Origin of the sequence: Bradyrhizobium sp., from assembly GCF_017881085.1 — a bacterium.
Lineage (GTDB): Bacteria > Pseudomonadota > Alphaproteobacteria > Rhizobiales > Xanthobacteraceae > Bradyrhizobium.
Genome location: NZ_JADGRI010000111.1, coordinates 1 through 14,874, shown reverse-complemented (window position 1 = coordinate 14,874; position 14,874 = coordinate 1). Strand labels below are relative to the sequence as shown.

The window sequence follows — 14,874 nt, the reverse complement described above, 5'->3', positions numbered from 1 at the left end:
AAGGCCTTGCCGATCGGACGGCCCATCGCCTTTTCCAGCGCTTCGCGCAGCAGGTCCGCCCGCTTGCCACCTCCCAGATCCGGGGAGATGACGCAAAGCCGCTCGTCGCCGGCGATCGCCTTGATCCGATCGATCATCAAGGGCGCCGCCGTCAGCGCCACGGCGCGGCAGCGAAACGCGTTTTCGAAGGCAGCTTCGTTGTGAACCTCGAGGGTGACGACTGCATCGCAGCCGATCGCCTCGAAAAGTGAGGCGACATAACGCGTCGTCACGGGATCGTTGGCCTTGGTGCGGCGATCCTTTCGGGCATAACTGAGATAGGGCGCTACCGCAGTTACCCGCCGGGCGCCGGCGTCCTTCAGCGCGGCGACGAAAAACAGCAGCCGGCAGAGCTTGTCGTTGGCGCTTTGCTCCGGACCGCCGTGGAGACTATGGATCACGTAAACGTCGGCGCCGCCGACGGGATCGAGCGGTCTTGCCTTGTGCTCGCCGTCCTCGAAATCGCGTTCTTCATGCGCGCTGAGAGGATGCGCCAGTACCTTGCTGATATCGCGCCCGAGATCGTCGGTTCCGTTCAAGGCGAACAGCCGCAGATGCCGGCTTGCGACGGGTCCTGCGGCGGAAGGCGACCAAATCTGATTTTCCGTCACGGCGCGCCTCTGATTTGAACCGCTTCACGCGAAAAATTACTCTTAGACCAGCGAACGGAATGCGCTTTTGACCTGGGTCAACACGTCAAATGACGGGCATCTGAGTGCGAGCAGCGGCCTATTGATTCCGATCAATCGACCTCGCTCACAAGCCGGTAGGTTTGGTCGAAAGAATAGAGATATCAAGATGCTTCAAACCGACAGTGATCCTGACCTGGAGATGATGCAGCGCTGCATAAAATTAGCCGAAACCTCGGTCCGCGCGGCAGAATATCCGTTCGCAGCCGTCATCGCGCGAAATGGCGTCTTCCTGTGCGAGTCAGCCAACCGGGTGAAACGAAACCACGACGTCAACAGTCACGCGGAAATCGTTGCCATTGCCAAGGCTCAGGCGATCCGGGGATCGAATCTATCCGATTGCACGATCTATGCGACCGTCGAGCCCTGCGCGCAATGTTCCTATGCCATTCGGGAGGCCCAGGTCGGACGAGTCGTCTACGGCTTGCGATCGCCGCTGATGGGCGGACACTCCCGATGGAATATCCTCGCTGATACCAATCTCTCGACGGTCCTTCCCGAAGTCTTCCTGCCGGCGCCCGAGATCGTGCCCGGATTCCTGCAAGATCGGGTCGAAGCCGTCTTCCATAGCTGGAACCCGCTATTTTGGCGAATGATCAAAGCAAGGGGCGTATTCGTCGACGATACCGGCGAAGGCAGCTAGCGCGCTTGCGCATGACCAACTCGACCTGCCCTCACCGCTTCAGCAATTTGCGCAGCTCGGCGAGCGGCCTTGTATTCAGCACGTCGTTTGCGGTGAGCCAGGCGCGCCGCGCCTGATCGATCCCGAACCGCATGCACTGGAATGCATCGACCGAGTGCGCGTCCGTCGAGACCGCGAGCTTGACGCCGGCGAGCTTCGCCGCGTGCGCATGAAGGTCGTTCAGATCCAGCCGGTCGGGTTCCGCGTTGATCTCGAGATAGCAGCCGGCCTTGCGCGCGGCGGAGATCACGACATCCATATCGATGTCGTAAGGCTCGCGCTCGCCGATCAACCGCCCGGTCGGATGCGCCAGAATGGACACATGAGGGTTCTCCAGGGCGCGAACGACACGGTCGGTCTGCGCCTTGCGCGGCAAATCGAAAAACGAATGCACGGCGGCCACCACGATATCCAGCTTCGCCAGGCTTGAATCCGGCAGGTCGAGGCTGCCGTCCTTCAGGATATCGACTTCGATGCCTTTGAGGATGGTGAAGTTCTTCAGCTTGTCATTGAGCCGGTCGATTTCGTGGATCTGGCGTGCCAGATGCGCCGGATCGAGGCCGTGGGTCATGGCGACGCGGCGGCTGTGGTCGGTCAGGGCGATATATTCGTAGCCGCGCGCCTGCGCCGCTTCTGCCATCCCGGCGATCGCGACCGTGCCGTCGGTCCAATCGGAGTGCACGTGGAGGTCGCCTCTGACATCGGAAAGTCTTACCAGCCTGGGCAGCTTGCCGGCCAGGGAAGCCGCGATCTCCCCGCGGTCTTCGCGCAACTCCGGCGCGATATAGGCGAGCCCGAGCTTCTCGTAGACGTCCTCCTCCGTGGCGCCGGCGATCCGCCGTTTCCCCGAGAACAATCCGTATTCGTTGAGCTTCCAGCTGTGCTGGTTGGCGAGGGCGCGCAGCGCAATGTTGTGGGCTTTCGAGCCGGTGAAATACAGCAGCGCTGCGCCATAGCTTTCCTCCGGCACCGCGCGCACGTCGACCTGCAAGCCGGAACGCAGCATCACGGTGGTGCGCGTCGGCCCGTGAGCGGCGACCTCTGCGACATTCTCGTATTTCACCAGCCTGTCGCCAACCGCGGCGCCGTTCTTCGCGGTCACCAGCACATCGAGATCGCCGACAGTGTCGCGGCGACGACGATAGCTGCCGGCGACGACGACCCGTCCGCTGTTGCGGAGAAAGCCTACCAAAGCTTCCGCCTCGGCTTCGGCGACCGCGAGCTTGAACCGCTTCGCCGGCTGCGGCTTTTCAAGCGCACCGAGCAATTTTTTCTCGATCGCGGGGCCGAACCCGCGAAGCTCGCGCAACCGCCCGGTCTTGATAACCTTACGAAGGTCGTCGAGGGTGCGCACTTTCAGCCTGTCATAGAGCAACTTGATGCGCTTGGGCCCTAATCCGGGAAGCGCCGCCATATCGCCGAGTTCGCCCGGGAGCTTTTTCTTCAGCGTATCGAGCAGACCGAAATGTCCGGTCTTGACGATATCGGCGATCTTGCCGGCCAGATCCTTGCCGATCCCGGGCAGTTCCGACAAATCGCTTCCGGACTTCAGCAGGCTTCCGGCCGCCCTGGGCAGGCCCTCGAGGACACGCGCGGCGCGACGGTAGGCCCGGACGCGAAACTGGTTCTCTCCCCCGATCTCGAGGAGTTCCGCGGCCTGGTCGAACATCGCGGCGATTTCCGCGTTCTGAACGGGCATCTCGAAAGACCCCACAAAAACGGCAGTATGAAATTACTATTATCGCGGGCCGCAACGGCCTGAATTGACCCAGATCAGGGTCAGCGCGAGAACGCTACGGTTCGCGCCCATTGTTGATTTGAATCAACGACGACTGCGCGTCGAAGGTTTCTCCTTGCCAGCTAGTGAGGGAGGTCTGCCATGCTTGTTCGTGACGTTATGGTTGCGCCAGTCATCACGGTGAAGCCTTCCACCACGGTGAAAGAGGTTGCAGAACTATTCCTGGAAAAGCGGATCAGCGCTGCGCCGGTGGTCGAGAGTGACCAAAGACTGGTCGGCGTTGTCAGCGAGGGTGACCTCCTTCACCGTGTGGAGGCCGGCACAGAGCGGCACCACTCGTGGTGGCTCAGGGGATTGATCGGCGACGACACGCTGGCAGCGGAATATGTCAAATCCCACGGCCTCAAGGTTTCGGATGTCATGACCCGCAAGGTCGTTACAGCCACCCCCGAGACACCGCTTCATGAGGTCGCGGCTTTGCTCGAGAAGAACGCGATCAAGAGAGTGCCTATTCTGGAGAACGGCCAGCTGGTCGGCATCGTCAGCCGGGCAAACCTCATTCAGGCGGTGGCAACGGCCCACAAGCTGCTCGATATCCCGCTTTCCGACACCACCGTTCGCGAAAATGTGCTGTCCCACCTGAAGAGGCAGCCGTGGGCCCATACTGCGTTGCTGAACGTGACCGTCAATGGGGGCGTGGTGGACCTCTGGGGCGTCGCCGAATCCGCCGCCCAGCGCAAGGCAATCAAGGTCGCCGCCGAGTCCACCCTTGGGGTGTCCGCGGTCAACGACAATCTGGTCATCCGGCCCGTCGCCACATGGGAGTGAACTGGGTGCTGCGCGCCGCGGGTTATCTCGGGATCACAGCCTGAAAGCCGGCGGCGAATTGATCGCCGCCGCTGCACGAGACGCAATGCGCGTCCGAACGGGTCAGATTCGCAACCCGTGCTTTCCCAGAAGTTTCACCGTGGTGGCCTGCGCGCCCTTTTCGCCGATCTCGTCGGCGAAACTGACCCGGGAGCCAACGGTTAATTCGGAAAACGCTCCGTCAAGAATACTGTTGCGATGGAAATAGATCTCCGCGCCGTCGCTTGACCGAAGGAAACCAAACTCGCCGGCAGGATCCAATCGCACCACAGTTCCGATCGGTTGCTCTTCGTGGCTTTTGACCCTTCCCTCCATCAACCGCGCATTATCCTGCAGGCGCCGGCGTGCCCGCTTGAATGCATCGTTGATGGCGAACGCCAGATCGGAATGCCGCTCGTCCGCCTTCGGCGTGCGCCCAATATTGACTTCACGGCCATCCGGCAGCGCCAAACGAATGTTGATGTCGTAGAGGCCGCCGGTTTGATGACGGTCGCCGGGATCCTTGATGACGATCCTGCCGGCCGTAATGCGGCCATAGCGCTTTTCAAGCTTCTTCACGTGGTCCGCGACCTGCTCCTCCACCTCGGGACTGGCAATCATATCCTGAAATTCTATTTCAACTGGCGTTTGCATGGCTCTCTCCTCATCGAACAGGCGAACGGGAAATGACATCGCGCTGGAGCCCGTGTCGCTAAGACCCTATCGTTAGCCGATCCCTGACGTTCTTCACGCCGGGCGCCGACCAGGCCGCGTTCTCGACCGCGAACTTCTCATCCCAATTACGCACCTTGCCTTCCAGCAACACCTCCTCATCGTCCCGGACGGTGACGCGGACGTCCTTGGCTTCGATTTCGGCGTGCCGCTTCAGGGCCGCTTCGATCTTCTTCTTGACGTTGTCGGCCTTCGCATGCGGCTCGACTTCGATGTTGTTGACCACGCTGCGCACACCCGACAAATTCCGGACATCGCGCTCGGCGCTGCTCTTCTGATAGTACCAGTGGACTTTGCCGGTCAGCGTAACCAGCCCGTCCCGCACCGTGACCTGGATGGCATCGCTGGGAACGACGCTGTCCCAGGACAGCACATTGAACGCGCGGCCGGCGATCTCATCGTCGGACATCTTTGCATCCGAAGAAGCGCGCACTTCAATCTCGTCGGCGATTCCATGCACGCCCTTCACCCGGCGCACCGCAGACAGTGCCGCCAGCTTCTGCGCATAGCTGCCGACATGTCCGGTCAGCGTCACGACATTTTGATCGACAGCTACGCCGATATGGACTGGATCGACGATGGGTTCATAGTCCAGCTCATCCAGGATATCGTCGCGCAGTTTCAATTCATTCATGATCTGCCTCCTGACGCTCGACTGTATCGGCTAGATTGCGCGCCCGCGCCGGCCCGGGCGTTGATGCAGGTCAAACAGCCAAGGGTCCCTCAGGTGGGAGGCTGTTTCAGCCAGCGCGCGATCTTCGGCCAGTATTCCCCAAGCGTCCGCTCGCCCATGAAGAGGCCGAGATGATTGCTGGGCGCGACTTCGTGGCGCAGAAGCTCCGGCGGCGTTCCGACCAGGCGCTCCACCGCCAGCAATTGTTCGGGAGCCACCACTTCGTCGACGCTCCCGGCCAGCAGATACATCGGAAGCCGCAGGCGCGAGAGTTCGATCCTTTGCCCCAGGGCGACGAAGTTTCCGGAAGCCAGCTCGTTGCGCTTGTATAGCTTCTCGATGACTTCGAGGTAGTAGGTCCCGGGAACATCGATGGTCCATGCATTCCACTTCTTGAAGATGGCTTCGAGCCGCGTGAATTCAGGCGAGCCGGCCGGCGCAAGCGTCTGCAGCGATTCACGAATATTGTCGGGCTCAACGGTCTCGGTTCCCCAGAACCGCGCGACATTGCGGCCGATCACGCGGCCATTCCCTGATTCGACCAGGCCCTGGAACATGCTCAGAGGCGTTGCCTCGGCCATGGCCGACAATCCGGATTGCCGCGCGGCGATATCAACCGGCGCGCCGACCATCACGAGCTTGCGCACCTTGGCCGGGAAGCGGCCGGCATAGGCCAGCGACAGCCAGCCTCCCTGGCAGAGCCCGATGAGATCGACCAGGCCGCCGAGATGATCGACAAGGACGTTGAGAGCGGCGAGATAATCATCGATGCCGAGAAATCGCATGCCCGCGCTGGCCGAGCGCCAATCGGCCATGAACAGCCGTTCAATTCCGGCGTCCCGCAGGGCGGCAACAAGGCTGTGCCCCACGGCAAGATCGGCCACGACAGCGCCATGCAGCGCCTGTGGCGTGCACAGCAGCGTCGGAACGCCGCTGCCGACCAAGGAAAAGTCGCGCAGCCGAACGGTGTTCAGCTCGAGCGCGATCTTGCTGGGCGTAGCGCCTTCCGGCTCCTGTGCGGTGCGGTCGGCGTCGTCAGCGCCCCCCAGAAGATGCGCCGCCAGCGATGAGGCCGTTTCAACCGCGGAGGCGGCGGCAAGCGCCGGCCAGAAGAACGCCGCGTATGGGAATTGACCTCCGGGACGCTGAACCATTTGCTATAAGGATGCCCGCTTGTCGCCACCGACTTGAGCCAGATCAATCTAGCCCGTCATTCCTGCAATCCGGACCCACCGCATGGCAACCATAAGCGCCGGCATCCTGATGTACCATCATGGCGAGGCCGGCCTTGTTGTCCTACTCGTCCATCCAGGCGGACCTTTTTGGCGAAACCGCGATCTCGGCGCCTGGTCCATCCCAAAGGGGGAATTGGACGGCGGCGAAGACCGGGAAACGGCAGCCCGCCGCGAATTCGCGGAGGAAATCGGCATCGCCGCGACAGGTCCGCTGCGGCCGCTCGGACAGGTACGCCAGCGCGGCGGCAAGATCGTTCTGGCCTATGCGCTGGAAGGCACCCTCGATGTCGGCACCGTGCGCAGCAACCAAATCCCGATCGAATGGCCGCCGCGGAGCGGCCGTATGATATCCGTTCCCGAAATCGATCGCGCCGAATGGTTCACTATTCCCCTGGCGCGCGAGAAGATTCTCGCGGGCCAACGGCCGTTTCTCGATCGTCTTGAGAGGCTGTGACTCAGCGCGCCGGGCTGCTGAGGGCCGCGCAAATTCCAATCGGCTCGCCGGCGCGGCCAAGATGTCGCCTTCGAATCCGCCGCCAATTTAGGCAGGCCGTTCCCTTCCCGGGAACCGGGCGTCGATGCAGATCGAGGCTCGTCATCAAAGCATCACGCTGTATCTGCGAATAAGATGCGAAGATGATTTTCCGTTGCAATTCAAGGCGTTTGGCCACCGGTTGATATCGCTCAACCAGCACGGCGGCCGTTTGCTCTACCTTTGCGTCGCCGGTCGGCAGTTCTTCGTGCATGCCGACCGGCCGCTTCTGAGCGAAACGGAGCAGGACAGTGAACGTAGAAGATCAACAACGCCCTCATGACGAGGCTGCACCGGCGCGCCCGTCGGGTGCTCCTCGCGAGGAAGTTCGGGCGACGACCGCCAATGGCTCCGCGAACCTCTTTCCCGCGCTTCCGGTGCCTTATCGTCAGCGCCGGCGCTGGCGGTGGACCTCGATCGCGGTCGCGCTTGTCGTGGTCGTTCTGGGAGCGGGCGGCGGTGCGTATTGGTGGCAGCTGAACCAGGCCAAACTGCCTGTCGGCATCGTCCAGGGCAACGGCCGCATCGAGGCCGACGAGATCGACATCTCGACCAAATTCGCCGGCCGACTGGCGCAGCTGCTGGTCCAGGAGGGCGACATGCTCAGTGCTGGCGAAGTCGTCGCGAGAATGGACACCAGGGATCTCGAGGCTTCGCTGATGCGAGCCGAAGCCCAGTTGCAGCAGGCGCAGAAGGCCGTCGACGAGGCGCGGGCCACCCAGGAACAACAACGCAGCCAGGTCGCCCTGGCAAAGCAGCAGCTCGACCGGACGAGCTACCTGGTACAGCGGGGCAACGCGACGCAGGAGCTGCTCGATCAGCGGCAACAGCAACTGGATGGCTCTACCGCTATACTCAATGCGGCGACCGCGCGGGTCGCCCAGGCCGACCACGGCCTCGCCGCCGCGCAGCATGAAGTCAATCTCTACAAGATCAACATTGCGGACAACACGCTGATCGCGCCGCGCGATGGCCGAGCGCAATACCGTATCGCCAATATTGGCGAGGTGCTGCCGGCCGGCGGCAAGGTCGTCACCATGATCGATATCGCGTCGGTCTACATGGATATCTATTTGCCGACGCTGGAAGCGGGCCGGGTCAAGGTCGGCACCGATGCGCGCATCGTGCTCGATGCTTATCCCGCCATCGCCATACCTGCGAAGGTGTCGTTCATCGCGGTCCAGTCGCAGTTCACGCCGAAGACGGTCGAAACGCAAACCGAGCGCGACCGGCTGATGTTTCGAATCCGGGTACGCATCGATCCCGAGCTGCTCAAGGCCCACGCGCAGGCCGTACGCAGCGGCCTTCCGGGCGTCGCCTATCTGCGTCTCGATCCAGACGTGCAATGGCCCGTCCGCTTGCAGCAGATGAAGGGCTTATGAACCAGCACGATCACCCGATCGCCAGGCTGAGCAATGTCACCCTGACCTATCGCAACAAACTCGCGCTCGATTCGATCACGCTCGATATCCCGTCCGGCTGCATGGTCGGATTGATTGGATCCGACGGCGTTGGCAAATCATCGCTGCTCGGCCTGATCGCAGGCGCCCGCCGGATCCAATCAGGCCAGGTCGACGTCCTCGACGGCGATATGGCTGATACCGCGCACCGCAATGATGTCTGCGCGCGCATTGCCTATATGCCGCAGGGCCTCGGCAAGAACCTGTATCCCGATCTAAGTGTGCGGGAAAATATCGAATTCTTCAGCCGGCTGTTCGGCCTGTCGCGTGCCGAGCGCCGGCGGCGCATCGGCGAGTTGCTCGAAAGCACGGGTCTCGCGCCCTTTCCGGATCGCCCGGCCAAGAAGCTCTCCGGCGGCATGCGCCAGAAGCTCGGCCTCTGTTGCGCGCTGATCCACGACCCCGATCTGTTGATTCTCGACGAGCCCACCACCGGGGTCGATCCACTGTCGCGCCGCCAGTTCTGGGACCTGATCGGCAGGATGCGCCGGCAGCATTCCGGCATGAGCGTCATCATCGCCACGGCCTATATGGAGGAGGCCGAGCGTTTCGATCGGCTGATCGCCATGGATGCGGGCAAGATCCTCGCCGTCGGTTCGCCGGAGGAATTCAAGGCATCGACCCGCACAACGTCGCTTGAGAACGCCTTTGCAGCGCTGTTGCCGGATCAGCGGCGGGAGCAAGCTTCGCTTGCGATTCCGTCCCGCGACCCGGTTCATCGCGAGGTTACCATCAGGGCGCGCGATCTGACCTGCCGCTTCGGCGATTTTACCGCGGTCGATCGCGTCTCCTTCGAGATCGAGCGCGGCGAAATTTTCGGCTTTCTCGGACCCAACGGCTGCGGCAAGACCACGACCATGAAGATGCTCACCGGGTTGCTGCCGGCGACCGAGGGCGAGGCATTCCTGCTGGGCAAGGCGATCGACGCCGCCGACATGAACTCCCGCAATCGCGTCGGTTACATGTCGCAATCGTTTTCGCTCTACATGGAGCTGACGGTTCAGCAAAACCTCTCGCTTCATGCCCGGCTGTTTCATCTGCCGCCCGGCAGAGCGAGAGAACGCATCGCCGAACTCGTGCAGGATTTCGGTCTTGGCCGCTACCTCGATGAGCTCGCCTCGCAATTGCCGCTCGGCATCCGCCAACGGCTATCGCTGGCGGTCGCGATCGTGCACGAGCCCGAGATGCTGATCCTCGACGAGCCGACTTCCGGGGTTGATCCACTGGCGCGGGACGAATTCTGGCAAATTCTGCTGGATCTGTCGCGAAACCGCAATGTCACCATCTTCGTTTCCACCCACTTCATGAACGAAGCGGCCCGTTGCGACCGAATTGCCCTGATGAACGATGGGCGGGTGCTGGCCACGGACACCCCGGAGGGGCTGATCCGGGCGCGAGGGGTCGCGAATCTCGAAGCGGCCTTCATCAGCTATCTTGAAGAGGCAGGTGGCAAGCAGTTGGTCATTCCCGACGGCGAGCGAATCGATGCCGCGGCTGCGGATGACGCGCCGGAGTCTCCCGCTCTGTCGAGGAGAAGGCAACGCTCATTCAACCTGCGGCGAATGCTCGCCTTCACCACGCGCGAAACCCTGGAGCTGATCCGGGATCCGATACGGCTGTCCTTCGCGCTGCTTGGTACCGCGTTTCTCATGATCATTTTCGGTTTCGGCATTACCACGGATGTCGAAAACCTCTCCTTCGCGGTGCTCGATCGCGATCAGAGCCCGGCGAGCCGCACCTACATCAGCGAGCTCAGGGGCTCGCGGTATTTCGTCGAGAAGCCGCCCATTGCCGACGATGCCGATCTGGAAAAGCGGCTGAGGAGCAGCGACGTCATGGCGACCATCGAGATCGCCCCGGGCTTCGGCCGAGACATCAAGAAAGGTACTCCCGTCTCGGTCGGCGCATGGATCGACGGCGCGATGCCGTTCCGGGCAGAAACGATCCGCGGATACCTGCAAGGCGTCCACTCGCAATATCTGGTCGACCTCGCGACCGGCCAGGGTGTCGCCGCTCCCGCAGCAGTCAATATCGAGACCCGGTTTCGCTACAATCAGGATTTCAGGAGCATCTACTCCATGGTGCCGGCAACCATGGCGATGCTTCTGGTCCTGATCCCCGCCATCCTGATGGCGCTGGCGATCGTGCGGGAAAAGGAGCTCGGGTCGATCACGAATTTCTACGTTACCCCGGTAACCCGTCTGGAATTCCTGGTCGGCAAGCAACTTCCCTATATCGCGGTAGCGTTCGTCAGCTTCCTCATCCTGTTCGCGATGACCCTGCTGCTGTTCCGCGTGCCGCTGAAGGGAAGCCTTCCCGCGCTGCTACTCGGCGCGTTGCTCTACGTGACGACGACGACCGGCTACGGCATGCTGATCTCGTCGTTTGCGCGAACGCAAATTGCAGCGCTGTTTGGCACGGCAATCCTTTCCGTGATACCCGCGACCCAGTTTGCCGGCATGCTGACGCCGGTATCCTCGCTGTCCGGCGCCGGCGCCGTTATCGGACACTTGTTCCCGATGACCTACTTCCTGAGGATCAGCGTGGGCACGCTCACGAAGGGGCTGGGATTTGCCGATCTCGGCATGGATTTGGCCGTGCTCGCCGTTACTATTCCGGCACTGACGCTGTTGAGCCTCTTGTTGCTGCGCAAGCAGGAGGCCTAGCGAGTATCGGTCATGCGCAGAACGATCGCAAATATCTTCTGGCTGGGAACCAAGGAGCTTCGCGCCTTTGGCCATGACGTTGTCCTGGTCGCCCTCGTAATCTGGGCGTTTTCATTCTCGATCGTCAACGTGGCAAGGAGCGGCGTTGAGGACCTGCACAACGCCTCGATCGGAATCATCGATGAGGATCGATCCGCCTTGTCGCTTCGTATCGCCGGTGCCTTCCTGCCCCCCTATTTCAATCCGCCGCAATGGATCGGCGAGCACGACGTCGATGCCCTGATGAACGACGGCAGGATGACGTTCGCGGTCGATATTCCGCCGAACTTCCAGCGTGATCTCCTAGGAGGTCGGCAACCCACGATCCAGGTGGACGTCGATGCGACCGCGATGATGCAGGCCGGAATCGGCGCCGGCTATATCCAGCAGATCATCTCCACCGAGATCAGCAGGACGCTGGCGCATACCGATGCGCCGCCGGCCTCGCCGGTCGAGCTCGCGGTTCGCATTGCATTCAATCCCAATCTCACGGCAGGCTGGTTCACTGGCTTGATGGAAATCGTCAACAACGTGACGATGCTCGCCATCATTCTTTCCGGCGCGGCCATCATTCGCGAGCGGGAACACGGTACGCTGGATCACCTGTTGGTCATGCCGCTGACGCCGTTCGAAATCGCGATGTCGAAAATCTGGGCGAATGGACTGGTAATTTCGGTCGCTGTCGCCTTCGCACTGACAGTTGTCGTCCGCGGGCTGCTCGGCTTTCCGATCCAGGGCTCGGTTCCGCTCTTCCTCGCCGGCGTGGCGATCTATCTGTTCTTCGGTACCGCGATCGGAATATTTCTCGGCACCGTCGCGCGCTCGATGCCCCAGTTCGGCCTGCTCTACATGCTCGTTGCGATTCCGCTGATGATCCTTTCGGGCAGCCACACGCCGCAGGAGGCCATGCCGGCATCCCTGCGCATGGTCCTGCAGGGCTCACCCACCACGCATTTTGTCGCTTTTGCCCAGGCCATTCTGTGTCGAGGCGCGGGACTAAGCGTCGTGTGGCCGCAGTTTCTTGCGATCGGCTTGATCGGCGGGATTTTTCTCGGCCTCGCCCTGTTCCGATTCCGGCACGCAACCGCGCAAACGGCACAATAGTCTTGCCACATCGGCCTTTCGGTCAGGCGTTGCGACAACGCTCAGGCTGGCTGCGTCCCCCGCCGGTTCAACCTTTTGTTCCGTGTTTGACGAGGATCAAAGAAGTCATGTTGCGCAAGCGTACCGTTAATACTAGTCAACCTCCGAGGAGTATTTGTCATGGCGGAAGCTGCAACAAAACTGCCCATCAAGACTGAATCATCTCCTGCTACGCCGGCCAAGGCCGCGGACTGGCAACCCTTTGAAGTCCTGCGCAATCAGGTCGATCGGTTGTTTCACGACTTCCAGACTGGATTTCTGCAGGCCCCGTTCTTTCGTCCGCTTCCCGACATAGAGTCGTTCTGGCGCCGTGACTTTGGCTTCAATGTCACGCCTGCCCTGGACATCGTCGAGAAGGACGGGGCATTCGAGGTCACGGCCGAACTGCCGGGGCTCGATGCCAAGGACGTCGAAGTTCAGCTTTCTAACGGCATGCTGACCATCAAGGGCGAAAAGCGGGAAGAGAAGGAAGAGAAGACCAAAGACCGCTACGTCTCCGAGCGGCGCTACGGTTCCTTCCGCCGCACGCTGCAGGTTCCCGGCAGCGTCGACGCCGAGAAGATCGAGGCGAGCTACAAGAGCGGCGTCCTCACCGTCACGCTGCCGAAATCTCCGGAAGCGCAGAAGAAAGAGAAGACGATTCCGGTAGCCGTGAAATAGGCGGGCCTCACGGCCCCGCCGCATCAAGATATTTTGATCGGCGGGGACGCGCGCAATTTCGACCCTATGGAGAAGCAGCGAATGGCTCACAAGCAAATCCTGTTTCATTCCGCCGCCCGCGAGAAGATCCTGCGGGGCGCAACACTGCTTGCCGATGCGGTGCGCGTCACGCTGGGCCCGAAGTCGAAATCGGTTTTGATCCAGAAGAGTTGGGGCGCGCCGATCGTCTGCAATGACGGCGTCACCATCGCCAAGGAAATCGATCTCAAGGATCCAGAAGAGAATCTTGGAGCCCAGATTCTTCGTCAAGCAGCGGAGAGAACCGGGGACGTTGTCGGTGACGGCACCAGCACATCGACCATCCTCGCCCATGCGATCCTTGCCGACGGCGTGCGCAATGTCGTGGCGGGCGCCAGCGCCATCGATCTCAAGCGCGGACTGGACCGGGCCACACGCGTGGCGATCGAGACGCTGCGTGCCATGTCTCGTCCGGTCAAGACGAAAGCAGAGAAGGCCCAGGTCGCAACCTTATCGGCCCACAATGATCCATCAATCGGCGCTCTCGTTGCCGACGCCATCGAGAAGGTCGGCAGCGAAGGCGTGATTTCGGTCGAGGAATCCAAGACCACGGAAACCACGCTGGACGTCGTCGAGGGCATGAAATTCGACCGCGGCTTCATATCCCCCTACTTCGTCACCGACGCGGAGCGCATGGAGGCCGTACTGGAAGATCCCTTCGTGCTGCTTTGCGACCACAAGATCGGCGCGCTGCGCGACCTGATCCCGGTGCTCGAACAGGTCGCCAAATCGGGCCGTCCATTGCTGATCGTGGCCGAAGATATCGAAGGCGAAGCGCTGGCGACGTTGATCGTCAACCAGCTTCGCGGGGTACTCAAGGGCTGCGCGGTCAAGGCGCCCGGCTTCGGGGACCGGCGCAAGGCGATGCTGGAAGACATCGCGATATTGACCGGCGCGCAGGTGATCTCCGAAGAATTGGGATTGAAGCTGGAGAGCATGACGCTGCAACAGCTCGGGCGCGCCGCGCGGGTGGTCGCGGACAAGGAAAATACCACGCTGATCGGCAGCGGCGGCGACCGGGCCCGGATCGACGGCCGCATTGCGCAGATCCGGCGCGAGATCGAAAAGACCACCAGCGACTACGACCGGGAAAAGCTCGAGGAGCGGCTCGCCAAATTGTCCGGCGGCGTCGCGGTGATCCGCGTCGGCGCCCCGACCGAAGCCGAGATGAAGGCGAAGAAGGAAGCGCTCGACGACGCCATCAGTTCCACCAAGGCCGCGGTGGCCGAGGGCATCGTGCCGGGCGGCGGTCTGGCGCTCTTGAAATGCATCGAGGCGGTCGCCCGCGAAGAAGCGGCTTGCGAAGGCGATGAGCGGACCGGCGTGCAGATTTTGAAACGCGCGCTCGAAGCGCCGGCGCGCCAGATCGCGGAAAATTCGGCCGTCGACGGCGGTGTGGTCGTTGCACGGATGATGAGCGGCCAGGGCAATTTCGGTTTCGACGCCGCACGCAAGGAATATGTGGATCTGGTCGAAGCCGGCATCGTCGATCCGGCGAAAGTGGTTCGCACCGCGCTGGAAAACGCCGTCTCGGTCGCCAGCGTGCTGCTGCTCACCGAAGCAACGATGACGGAAATTCCGGAGACGAAGAAAGAACGGCCGGTCGAACCGGAAATGGCCATGTGATCTTCGCGTAGCCGGGTTGCGGAGCGACCCGCGCAG

The 14,874-nt window shown here is 61.8% G+C and carries 14 protein-coding genes; 8 read left to right on the top strand and 6 right to left on the bottom strand.

Features of this window, described 5'->3' with window-relative positions; genetic code table 11:
• A partial coding sequence (prs, locus tag QZ213_RS12880) for a ribose-phosphate diphosphokinase (protein ID WP_291686454.1) occupies positions 1-650 on the bottom strand: 650 nt, incomplete at its 3' end.
• 187 nt (positions 651-837) lie between these two features.
• Between prs and QZ213_RS12875 the strand changes: the two genes are divergently transcribed.
• Positions 838-1,371 carry a nucleoside deaminase gene (locus QZ213_RS12875; protein WP_291686453.1) on the top strand — a complete coding sequence of 178 codons (534 nt, stop codon included), beginning with the start codon at positions 838-840 and terminating at the stop codon, positions 1,369-1,371.
• Between the two features lie 31 nt (positions 1,372-1,402).
• On the opposite strand, the gene polX is transcribed toward QZ213_RS12875, so the two are convergent.
• The gene (gene polX / locus QZ213_RS12870; protein WP_291686452.1) at positions 1,403-3,109 is read right to left on the bottom strand and encodes a DNA polymerase/3'-5' exonuclease PolX; all 1,707 of its coding nucleotides are present in this window, start codon (positions 3,107-3,109) and stop codon (positions 1,403-1,405) included.
• Positions 3,110-3,289: 180 nt separating this feature from the next.
• Here polX and QZ213_RS12865 point away from each other — a divergent pair, with 180 nt between their 5' ends.
• Positions 3,290-3,976 carry a CBS domain-containing protein gene (locus QZ213_RS12865; protein WP_291686451.1) on the top strand — a complete coding sequence of 229 codons (687 nt, stop codon included), beginning with the start codon at positions 3,290-3,292 and terminating at the stop codon, positions 3,974-3,976.
• 102 nt (positions 3,977-4,078) lie between these two features.
• Here QZ213_RS12865 and QZ213_RS12860 read toward each other — a convergent pair whose 3' ends face one another.
• From QZ213_RS12860 to QZ213_RS12850, 3 genes are all read right to left on the bottom strand, one after another.
• Positions 4,079-4,648 carry an HPF/RaiA family ribosome-associated protein gene (locus QZ213_RS12860; RefSeq protein ID WP_291686450.1) on the bottom strand — a complete coding sequence of 190 codons (570 nt, stop codon included), beginning with the start codon at positions 4,646-4,648 and terminating at the stop codon, positions 4,079-4,081.
• A 58-nt stretch (positions 4,649-4,706) separates the two neighbouring features.
• Positions 4,707-5,360 carry a BON domain-containing protein gene (locus QZ213_RS12855; RefSeq protein WP_291686449.1) on the bottom strand — a complete coding sequence of 218 codons (654 nt, stop codon included), beginning with the start codon at positions 5,358-5,360 and terminating at the stop codon, positions 4,707-4,709.
• Positions 5,361-5,449: 89 nt separating this feature from the next.
• The gene (locus tag QZ213_RS12850; RefSeq protein ID WP_291686448.1) at positions 5,450-6,553 is read right to left on the bottom strand and encodes an alpha/beta fold hydrolase; all 1,104 of its coding nucleotides are present in this window, start codon (positions 6,551-6,553) and stop codon (positions 5,450-5,452) included.
• Between the two features lie 82 nt (positions 6,554-6,635).
• Between QZ213_RS12850 and QZ213_RS12845 the strand changes: the two genes are divergently transcribed.
• The gene (locus QZ213_RS12845; RefSeq protein WP_291686447.1) at positions 6,636-7,088 is read left to right on the top strand and encodes an NUDIX domain-containing protein; all 453 of its coding nucleotides are present in this window, start codon (positions 6,636-6,638) and stop codon (positions 7,086-7,088) included.
• 1 nt (position 7,089) lies between these two features.
• On the opposite strand, the gene QZ213_RS12840 is transcribed toward QZ213_RS12845, so the two are convergent.
• The gene (locus QZ213_RS12840) at positions 7,090-7,380 is read right to left on the bottom strand and encodes a hypothetical protein (RefSeq protein WP_291686446.1); all 291 of its coding nucleotides are present in this window, start codon (positions 7,378-7,380) and stop codon (positions 7,090-7,092) included.
• 163 nt (positions 7,381-7,543) lie between these two features.
• Here QZ213_RS12840 and QZ213_RS12835 point away from each other — a divergent pair, with 163 nt between their 5' ends.
• The 5 genes from QZ213_RS12835 to groL all read left to right on the top strand — a co-directional run bounded on the left by QZ213_RS12835 (position 7,544) and on the right by groL (position 14,838).
• On the top strand, positions 7,544-8,548 hold the full coding sequence (locus QZ213_RS12835) for an HlyD family efflux transporter periplasmic adaptor subunit (protein ID WP_365885065.1): 1,005 nt from the start codon (positions 7,544-7,546) through the stop codon (positions 8,546-8,548).
• The gene (rbbA, locus tag QZ213_RS12830) at positions 8,545-11,292 is read left to right on the top strand and encodes a ribosome-associated ATPase/putative transporter RbbA (RefSeq protein ID WP_291686445.1); all 2,748 of its coding nucleotides are present in this window, start codon (positions 8,545-8,547) and stop codon (positions 11,290-11,292) included. The genes QZ213_RS12835 and rbbA overlap by 4 nt, the downstream gene beginning before the upstream one ends.
• Before the next feature lie 12 nt (positions 11,293-11,304).
• Positions 11,305-12,435 carry an ABC transporter permease gene (locus tag QZ213_RS12825; protein ID WP_291686444.1) on the top strand — a complete coding sequence of 377 codons (1,131 nt, stop codon included), beginning with the start codon at positions 11,305-11,307 and terminating at the stop codon, positions 12,433-12,435.
• Between the two features lie 159 nt (positions 12,436-12,594).
• Positions 12,595-13,134, top strand: a complete 540-nt coding sequence (locus tag QZ213_RS12820; RefSeq protein WP_291686443.1) for an Hsp20/alpha crystallin family protein — start codon at positions 12,595-12,597, stop codon at positions 13,132-13,134.
• 81 nt (positions 13,135-13,215) lie between these two features.
• Positions 13,216-14,838: a chaperonin GroEL gene (gene groL, locus QZ213_RS12815; RefSeq protein ID WP_291686442.1), complete on the top strand. Its 1,623-nt coding sequence runs from the start codon at positions 13,216-13,218 to the stop codon at positions 14,836-14,838.
• Positions 14,839-14,874 lie beyond the last annotated feature (36 nt).

Excerpts from the sequence above, each read along its gene's own strand:
- QZ213_RS12850 (WP_291686448.1), bottom strand. The coding sequence starts at position 6,553 with ATGGTTCAGCGTCCCGGAGGTCAATTCCCATACGCGGCGTTCTTCTGG.
- polX (WP_291686452.1), bottom strand. The coding sequence starts at position 3,109 with ATGCCCGTTCAGAACGCGGAAATCGCCGCGATGTTCGACCAGGCCGCG.
- QZ213_RS12820 (WP_291686443.1), top strand. The coding sequence starts at position 12,595 with ATGGCGGAAGCTGCAACAAAACTGCCCATCAAGACTGAATCATCTCCT.
- QZ213_RS12865 (WP_291686451.1), top strand. The coding sequence starts at position 3,290 with ATGCTTGTTCGTGACGTTATGGTTGCGCCAGTCATCACGGTGAAGCCT.
- rbbA (WP_291686445.1), top strand. The coding sequence starts at position 8,545 with ATGAACCAGCACGATCACCCGATCGCCAGGCTGAGCAATGTCACCCTG.
- QZ213_RS12840 (WP_291686446.1), bottom strand. The coding sequence starts at position 7,380 with ATGCACGAAGAACTGCCGACCGGCGACGCAAAGGTAGAGCAAACGGCC.
- QZ213_RS12845 (WP_291686447.1), top strand. The coding sequence starts at position 6,636 with ATGGCAACCATAAGCGCCGGCATCCTGATGTACCATCATGGCGAGGCC.
- QZ213_RS12825 (WP_291686444.1), top strand. The coding sequence starts at position 11,305 with ATGCGCAGAACGATCGCAAATATCTTCTGGCTGGGAACCAAGGAGCTT.
- QZ213_RS12855 (WP_291686449.1), bottom strand. The coding sequence starts at position 5,360 with ATGAATGAATTGAAACTGCGCGACGATATCCTGGATGAGCTGGACTAT.
- QZ213_RS12860 (WP_291686450.1), bottom strand. The coding sequence starts at position 4,648 with ATGCAAACGCCAGTTGAAATAGAATTTCAGGATATGATTGCCAGTCCC.
- groL (WP_291686442.1), top strand. The coding sequence starts at position 13,216 with ATGGCTCACAAGCAAATCCTGTTTCATTCCGCCGCCCGCGAGAAGATC.
- QZ213_RS12875 (WP_291686453.1), top strand. The coding sequence starts at position 838 with ATGCTTCAAACCGACAGTGATCCTGACCTGGAGATGATGCAGCGCTGC.